The organism is Planktotalea sp., assembly GCF_965659345.1.
In the GTDB taxonomy this organism is placed as follows: Bacteria; Pseudomonadota; Alphaproteobacteria; order Rhodobacterales; family Rhodobacteraceae; genus Planktotalea.
In genome coordinates this window covers 1-8,865 of the sequence record NZ_CBFHVK010000040.1, presented here as the reverse complement: position 1 = coordinate 8,865, position 8,865 = coordinate 1, and the positions used below count along the sequence as shown (strand labels likewise).

Below are 8,865 nucleotides of genomic sequence, written 5' to 3'. Positions count from 1 at the left end.
AAGTTTATACCTATTGTGTTCGTAAGGCTTGCTGTTGTCGTGACCCCTGGCTTTGCCATGTCCACGATGGACGAATTGTACGGCTGCACCAGCGAGCTGCCTATTCCGAGCCAATTCTGTTTCTTTATCTCCACGGATTGAACTTCAGAAACTGGGTAAGACGCATGCCGTGAGACAAGCTCATATGAGCGGCTGTATACGCGTTCGTCGGCAACTATTTCAATATTTATCGATACGGGGCCAGTACTCTTAACATTAATGGGTAAGTCCACGCTAAACTGATTAGAATTTGGCTGAGAAACGGTTTGCGTGGTGGTTGCTTCACCAATTTCTGTCTTGATATCGATTGAGCCAACAAACTCGTTCCAACGCACATTCATCTTTGCGTTTACAAAGTCGTTTGGTGCAACAAATCTTGGCATCGAAACGTCAATACTTACAGGATCTTGAACAATGATTTCACTTTCTGAAAATCCAAAGCCCATATCATCCAAAGTGATGACTACCACTCTTAGACGACCCTCCCACTCGTTAGTTTCTTCAAATTGGTAACTGGCCTTTCCATCACTGATTTTGAGCAATGGACTTGCCGCTACAAAAGTCTTGAAGAATTCGGATTTGGGAGCTTTTGCTGCCGCAGACAACATTCCTTCATCACCGCCAACACGTATGGATTTAAGACTTTTGTCTCGGGAAATAAGCTTACCAAAATTTGTAAATATTCCAAAGTTTAGCGCTCGTTCGTCTAGGAAGTGGTCCTGAATGCTTTTGTTTTTATAGCCTGAAATAGCATGTATGCCCTCATCAACTACAAAGATCATTGCATTACCGTCGGTGGCGTTAGTGTCGATCGCTATATCGATGACGTCTTGGCTAGTAATAGTGCTCGCTGTTTTCACTGAGATCGACAATTCACGTTTTGTCTTTGCATTTGAAACCCAAGTCTTACCAATTGCTATTTGCGGTAAGTGTTCTGAGCCTTCTGCAATGGGGCGGACCAACGAGGTCAATAAGTGAAAACCTGGCTCAGCTTGCCCAGAGGTTTCAAAAGGCATTTCGAATGCACCTTGCTGTACCTTTGTTTCAAAAACGGATTGGATGTCCTCATTTGCTACTAAAACTGACAATTTACCGCCAAACGGGGCGTTTCCACGTAAAATTTTGCCATCAAAACTTACATTTAGCTGTTCTGGCTCAGTCGCAGGTTTAGCATTTGCACCCCAGCCAACATAAAATTCATAAACTGTTTCAAAACCAAATTGGTTCGTAACAGTCAGTTCGTGCCGTCCCCAAGAAAGAGGTTTTTTCAACGTTAAATTTTTGTTTGTGATAGTACCAGATTCAACCACTTCATCTGAGACCCTCACGGCATTCCAGCGCCAGCCATTATCGTAATACCAGTTGTAAGTGCTGTAGACCTTTTGGACGCTGTAGCTGATAGCTTCATAGTCTGTGCCTGTTCCTTTACGATCAACTGAGGCAATCGTAAAACTTGGCGGAAAATCTTCACTGGCGTAATCTTCAAAATTTGGCCGAACGCCCACATAACTTGGTAATGTATCTATGGCGACGCGTTGTTTAACCTTATTTGCTCTGCCTCCCACATCATAAATTGTGCCCTCGATTACGACGTCGTAAAGGCTTTGATTATTAAAAGAATAGTCAGATAGGATTGAAGCGCTAAGCTCGCCGTTTTGATCTAGTTTGCGTTCGAAACTGTCCATCTCTTTAGTTGATGAGATTGCTGAATTACCAAACACAAACTCTGCGAGTTCATTGGAATTATGAATACTAACTTCTTCCAAAAAGGTGGCTATCTCAGCAGACAAGCCCGCGGCTGGGCCGCCGGAATAATAAGATCCTTGAAGAATTAGTTGTTGTTGTTCTCCCGTAGACCAGTATTTACCGCCGGTATCTAATTTAGCCTCGATCGTAAGTGGTACGAAGTCACTGATGCTCACCTCGTGTTTTGCCAACAGCACCTCGTCCATTGCTAAAACCTGCAAGGAATACAGACCAAGCGGCAGAGTCTTTTTGAGATCTATTTGTTTGGCAAAGGCCCCGAATTCGTTACTTGTCACCAGAGATTTATAAATTTCAGAGCTAGCACTGTTGATGAGGCGAACCGTAAGTTCTTGCTCAGATAAAGGCTCCAGGCTCAGATCTCGCGCCGCACCCACAAAGTGCAATTTTTCACCTGGGCGATAAACGCCTCGATCGGTCGTTAGATAGATGTCCATGTTTGCACGCTTCTCTGTTCCGCCATTTAAGAAACGTGGCTTCTGATCGAGTGCATTAAGCTCGATAATGCTGGAGCCATTGTTTTTAGTCGAAACAATTAAGAACTTGGGGGCAAAACCTTTGGTGCCATCTATCAACCGATTGGGCACTTCTACCCTACCATTGCTGTCAGAGGACCCTTCAAAGAGTGTTCGGTTGTTCGCAGCAATGATATGTACATTTGCATCACTTATCGCTGTGGTGTCATCAAAAGTGTTGAGCAAAATATCAGATTTATTGAGACCTTTATAGAATTGCAGCGCAACATTCGAAATCGAAAACCACTGGGTGGGTCTATTGGTGTAGTCATCAAGCTCGATTTGAGGCGAAGCGAAGGTAGCAACAAAAAGCCCCGATGCATCATTGGTTAAAATGTCGCTGAAATCTACATTTAATTCTTGTTGTTTGTTGAGCGGTGCATCGAGAATGATTGTTTTCTTTGCAACTTCGTCCCCCCAGTAATCTTTAAGCCTGGTAATATCCTGACCATCCAGAATTTTGAGGATGTCGGAGTAAGAGGTCAAAGATGCTGAATCTACTTGATGTAGGGTGACTTCTATTTCGCTTACGTTCACGTATTCGACTGGCATGACTGCATTAGAGGGATCAACCATTATCGTCTTAGAAGCATCTAGCTTGATGCTGGGGCTGCGCTCAGGAGTTTTAAAAGCAATATTTATGGCTGCCGTGATTGTTTGTGCAGAAAGCCCATAACGAGAAAGTTTCAAGTTGGGCAGAATACGAACTTCGTAAAGCGTCGAATGAGTAAGACCAGTGATACAAAATTCGCTTCGTTTATCGTCTCGTGAATAAATATCAGATGGGCGCGTTACTGAAAATGCATCGACCATTTTGTTATTTGTAGTGATTTCAAAGTAATTCTGGAAGCTATCGTCAGCGAAGTCTAGGGTTTTGCCATTCACTCGCGTTGCAAATGTAGAGCACACTGAAGCTGTGTTGCCGCTATCAAATGTGCGGGGTGGGTAAACAAAAATTGATTGATCATTAGTTTGTGCGTAAAATAATGCTGCATCAGCGTTTAGCACTTGGTTTTTGTAAGTGAAAGTTGCCAACTTTCCACTTGGTACAGTGCTCAAGGTGACATCTATAACCCCAAGAAAGTTAACTTCAGCCCCAGCGGGGACTGTGATTGTATCGCTAATTTCTATTTGCTCGATCGAGACATAGCGTCCCAATTGTTCAGAAAATACCAAAGTGGGTGTGATCAAAAGTATAGTAAAAATTAAAGATCTCAAGAGGTTAATCATAATCTATATCTTTCTTCTCAGTGCTTTGTAATTGTTTTGTTCGTTGTGCGGAGGTTGTGCGTCTACCATTTTGATCACTGCTAGTTATTAGTTTTCGTACATGAGGCTATGGATTACAGATCTAGACGTAGGGCCGAAAGAGGGGGCAAGCCATCAAGTGAATGTTCTTAGAGAAGCACGGCCAGCAGTTTGAGTAAAACAATTTCCGTCCAATGTGTCTAAAACCTGCGGAAGGTTCGCTATACTCCAAATATTGTTTTCCAGATTAGCTCGATCATCTGCAAAGTTGGCTTCAAACTTTTCAGCATTAGACGAACCAATCACATCAAGTGCGTCCCAATCCCATGTTCCTAAGCCTAAATAAACAAGGTCAAAATTTGTTGAAAGGTCAACGGCGATATGGATGACTGACGCTTTTGACGCTACTAAATCCTCATCCAAGGTCAGGTTTAACTTCACGCTATCATCTAAGCTCAAGAGATTAGTCTCAGTGTCAAATATTCTCGCCCAGATCCGAAGCTCAAAGGCTTCACAGCCTTCGGACGCTATTATTTCAAGAGAACCTAAGTGACCGTCGCTGCCGTTGCCAACTATCAAATTGTCATGTGCAAAGCGCCAAGGTTTTTGCAGAGTTGCGTCAACTTGAACGACATGAGGCATGAGAGTGGCGAGGCCTATGATTACCGCCTTCATTGCTCGTGCCATATTGAAACTACAAAACCCACAACAAGACTTAGTAAAATCACATTAAACGAAACCATTTTTTCAACTCCATTGTTGACTGTCATTACCCTTGCGATGCTGGGAGAAAGCCTTTCAGGGTGCACAAAATCTATTACGCAGCCGGCTGCTTCAACCTGTGCCTTAACGGTGATTAATGGCCGTGCAAGCTGTATGATGCTAATGTGAAATTTCTGTCAAATCTTGTGCAGAACTTGTGCAGATTGCAGAAATATGTTGTTCGATTGAACCTGTTTCTGCATCAACAGATGGGTAAGGGGATAACATGAAAAGAATAATAATTGTTGATGATGAAGTGGAAATCTTGGAGCCGCTTGAATCCATGCTTACAGAGGAAAACTTTTGGGTCCGCTCGTTCTCTAACCCGCTTAAAGCGTTGCAATTTCTCAGCACACAGTCTGTAGATCTAGCCATATTCGACATTAAAATGCCTGAGCTGAATGGCTTAGAGTTGCTAAGTCGTGTTCGTGCCATTCATCCAGGCCTGCCGATCATTTTCTTGAGTAGCAAAAATGAAGATGCAGACCAACTAGTTGGTTTTTCAATCGGGGCAGATGACTATGTAGGAAAGCCGTTTACCAAACAATTGCTGTTATTAAGGGTCAAAGCGGTGTTGCGGCGTTATGAGCAGATTGTGGAGCCTACGCTCGAGCTTGTTGAGGTGGGATCGTTGAGCATCGACATTGAACGAAATCTTGTTCGTTGGAAGGGGCAAAACATCGAACTGACTGTGACAGAATGTTTGCTATTAATTTCTCTCGCAGAGCGTCCAGGCGTCGTCCGTAAGCGCCAGCAACTAATGGATGCATGCTACGATGGCGCTGTATTCGTGTCTGATAGAACTATTGATAGTCATATAAGAAATATCCGGGCTAAATTTAAAGCTAGTGACGGGACTGCAGAACCGATTGGTACCATTCAGGGTCTTGGTTATAAGTTAAAGTTATAACATGCGTAGTATATTTGTAAAAATATTCAGTCTGTTGATATTGCTCAATGCATCTCTTTGGGTTTTCGTTTTTTTATCAGATGATTATATCGATAATCAAATAAGTGAAGAGATAAAGATGCAAAATTTTTACTCGGAGTATTATGGAAATTTGGTAGAACCTTTCATTACAGATAAAGATATTTCCGAATTTGAAAAAAGTGTACGTATAAAAGAAATTTTATCAAAAAAATTATTATCAAAAACAACAAGACTAGTTGTTTACCGGGAAGATTTAGGCGTTGGACTTCAGTCGTTTAAATATTATGACAGCAGTGTTGATAGGCCTGTTTCTGCAATAACCACAAAGTTTTTACCAGCGTTATCAACGTCCTCAAGGCGAAATTATGAACTAAATTTAGAGAAATTTTCTGACAAAATTTTGTCTGGCATTTTCAAGTATTACAAACCGATTATTGATCAACGGGCTATTACAGCGCCGATACATGAAAAGAAGGCTCGCTATGTTCCGCAGCAGGAAGTCCGCAACGGAAGATTTGATATCTACAACATTCGCAGCCTCGTGCCAATTAAAAAAAGTCGGTTGACGGTTGGAATGATAGAAATTTCGGAACAATTTTCATTGAAAGACGCTTACACCGAACGGAACGCTGCGCGGGTAAACTTACTTGGGGGAATAAGCTTAATCACGCTGGTACTTGGGGTGGCTTTGTCGTTTTCTATTGCCATGCCGCTCCGTCGATTATCAAAGCGCCTCAACAAAAAGTTGACGCCTGCTGATATTACTCATCAGTTAGAGAGCGTGAGGCTTAAGGGTTTGAAACGTCGAAAGGATGAAATTGGGCAACTTCATAATAATCTTATTAAGCTGACTTCTCAGGTCGCGCATCTGTTCAACGATAAAGAAAAATTTACGAGTGAAGTTAGCCACGAACTTAAAAATCCTATTGCAAGTATAATCGCTTATACTGAAAGCTTTGAAGGCCAGGACGTCAAGGACCCGGCAATGGTTCATAAGATCAAATTGCAAGCCATCCGAATGAGTAAGTTAGTCACAGAAATTTCTGACGCGGCTATTGTAGATCATGATTTGGTAACGCAGCGAAGAGAAAAATTGAACTTATCAATTGTGGTTAATGACATCATTACTCATTACGTCGATAGTAAAGAAGGTGTTAATGTCGTTATTACTTCGGACATCCAATCAAAAATAATGATGATGGGACTTCCTGAGAGGTTAGGCCAAGTTTTGGTAAATTTGTTAGATAATGCATTTTCGTTCACGCAACCCGCAGGAGAAATTCGGGTGACCCTGTCAAAGAACTGGAGAAAGCATGTGACGTTGACTGTCGAAGATAGCGGACCTGGCGTAGAGCCAGAATTTCGTTCACTTATTTTTGAGCGATTTTACACTTCACGTAAAGGTTCTTCAGTAGTCAAAAATGCGTCTGGGTTGGGCTTACACATTTGTCAGCAAATAATCGAGGCGCATTCTGGGTCAATAATAGTAGGAACCTCTGATTTAGGCGGCGCAAAATTCGTAGTAAAAATAAAATAATGCATATTTTAAAAGTGCTGATACCTGGTTCTGGGGAGCACTTGGGGTCTGACTTATTTGCTATGAACCCATTTAAACGTAGGAGGATAATTTTATTGACTGGATTTTATATTTGGTTCACGGTTACTTTTCTGTCCACCTAGGGTCACGACTCATAACCAGAATATGACTGTTGCGGAGAGAGCGATTGATGACAGGAAGACCTTTGTGCAGCGGTCATAACGGGTTTATACACGCCGCCAATCCTTGTGTCTGCCGAACATTATCTCGATACGGTTAGTTCGTTTGTAGCAGCGCTTATCGTACTGCACGGTTTTCTTTCGGGACTTGCGACCGAGAATGCAGTGCTTTGTACCTTTGTCTACAAGGGTTTCGCGGAACCAGTCGGCATCATACCCTAGGTCGGCGAGGAGCATTTCAGCTTCGGGCAAGCCGTTCATTAAGGCAGTAGCCCGAGTGTAATCGCTGATTTGCCCTTCGGTGATAAACAAGCGGACAGGACGGCCGCTAGTATCTGTAACCGCATGCGACTTGTGTTCATGTCGCCCTTTGTCAGCCCCCTCTAGGCAATACCCTGCCGGGCAAATGGTCAGACGTCCTGGCCCCCTTTTTTATCCGCAGGCTGGATGCTGTACGACGTGCTTTGCCCCTCTCATCGCTGCAAGCTGCGATTGCCGGGCAGTGGGTACGTAGCGTCGATTGAGATAGCCTTGTTGTCGGGGTGCTGTTCGGCCAGCTCAATCAAGATTTGGACAAATACACCCATGTCACTCCAACGCTTCTAACCATTTAAACAGTGTCTTTGGCGGTCCATACTCAGTTGCTGCATTACACCACCTTAAGCCATTGCGATTAATGAAGATAATGCCGCTCAACACACGTCTGTCATCCACGCGCGCACGACCTCGGCTCTTTGAAAAGTAAGGCCGCAGACTCTCTATCTGCGCCTCCGCAAGCCAATATAAATTGCTCATGATACCCCCCCGCCGAAACTTGGGGGCGTGAATCATGACAGTGACACAAACTCAATCGGTTAATAGGTCTTTATCCTAGCTGCTGCAGATGAGTTACCTAAATACGAACGAGACAGGTTTGGGGGATGGTCAGATACGGATCGTGATTGCCAAAATACTCGCCACGAACTGTTGCAAAAACTATCAACGGCGATGGTTAGTCTCTCAAAAAATACGTGCCGATTTTTGAGAGGTAGATGGTTCGACCCGTATACAGGACAAACTTTTCGCGAAAGCCGAAATCTTAATATCGATCATCTTGTGCCGCTTAAATACAGCTGAAACCGTGGTGCTTATAAATGGAGTAGGATAAAATAGACCAATTTTCCAAATGGTCCAATTAAACTATTTGCTGTTGATGCGAGTGTAAAACGACAGAAGTCAGCAAATGGTCCAGCAGCGTGATTGCCACCAAGTGTATATTTCAGATGCTAATATATTCGGAGGTTTCAGCTTGTCATTTCTATTTATGATCTGCAACAGAGCGCTGCCGAGCTACATTTGAGAGAACGTGCTCGACAGCAATATTGTTGATATTTAGAGCAGCATTAACAATGACATAAAGGCAAATAAAACCCACTGATCCAGCGCAGAGGGATTGTTCTCAGATGTTTCAACGGTGTTATCAGTGATAGTTTCCATCATTAGGACTGTCGGCTCGGTAAGTTCTTCAGGCATTACTCCTGCAAAGGCGGATGCAGAAATTAAGCTCAAAGTGCCGCCGATTACTAATTTTTTCATTTTGATCTCCAAGCGTTTTTAAAAGTCTCTCCGGTGACTTCTGAATTGTAGAAGTCACCGAAGAGAAAGGTTGAGGCGGAACTTGGTGGGTGGCCAAGAACCAAGAGACAGCTACTCACTGTCACAGCATTTACATGCGCTATCATTATCGAGGGCTTATGCTCGTTTCTGCAGATCCTGTGAAAGGATGTGCAGTTGCAATGCATTTGAAGATTCAGAGTACGTTGTACCAACGCGCGTGCGTTTCGCTGTGCAAGTGCGCACGGTTCCGCGATGAAGTTATGGACGGCACCGTCAATGAAAGTCTAGCTTAAG

At 43.3% G+C, this 8,865-nt stretch carries 5 protein-coding genes and 1 pseudogene; 2 read left to right on the top strand and 4 right to left on the bottom strand.

The genetic code is table 11. The features are described 5' to 3' along the window. Window positions 1-3,548, bottom strand: a 3,548-nt coding sequence (locus tag ACTG3Z_RS17250; protein WP_439144239.1) for an MG2 domain-containing protein, incomplete at its 3' end; no start/stop codon positions are given. Between the two features lie 153 nt (window positions 3,549-3,701). Further along, on the bottom strand, window positions 3,702-4,241 hold the full coding sequence (locus ACTG3Z_RS17245; RefSeq protein ID WP_439144238.1) for a hypothetical protein: 540 nt from the start codon (window positions 4,239-4,241) through the stop codon (window positions 3,702-3,704). Between the two features lie 313 nt (window positions 4,242-4,554). Here ACTG3Z_RS17245 and ACTG3Z_RS17240 point away from each other — a divergent pair, with 313 nt between their 5' ends. Beyond that, on the top strand, window positions 4,555-5,238 hold the full coding sequence (locus ACTG3Z_RS17240; protein ID WP_439144237.1) for a response regulator: 684 nt from the start codon (window positions 4,555-4,557) through the stop codon (window positions 5,236-5,238). A 118-nt stretch (window positions 5,239-5,356) separates the two neighbouring features. After that, window positions 5,357-6,796, top strand: a complete 1,440-nt coding sequence (locus ACTG3Z_RS17235; protein WP_439144236.1) for an ATP-binding protein — start codon at window positions 5,357-5,359, stop codon at window positions 6,794-6,796. Between the two features lie 152 nt (window positions 6,797-6,948). On the opposite strand, the pseudogene ACTG3Z_RS17230 reads toward ACTG3Z_RS17235, so the two are convergent. Both ACTG3Z_RS17230 and ACTG3Z_RS17225 read right to left on the bottom strand, forming a co-directional pair. Then, window positions 6,949-7,770: pseudogene (locus tag ACTG3Z_RS17230) on the bottom strand (IS5 family transposase). A 576-nt stretch (window positions 7,771-8,346) separates the two neighbouring features. After that, window positions 8,347-8,550: a hypothetical protein gene (locus tag ACTG3Z_RS17225; protein WP_439144235.1), complete on the bottom strand. Its 204-nt coding sequence runs from the start codon at window positions 8,548-8,550 to the stop codon at window positions 8,347-8,349. Between the last annotated feature and the right edge of the window lie 315 nt (window positions 8,551-8,865).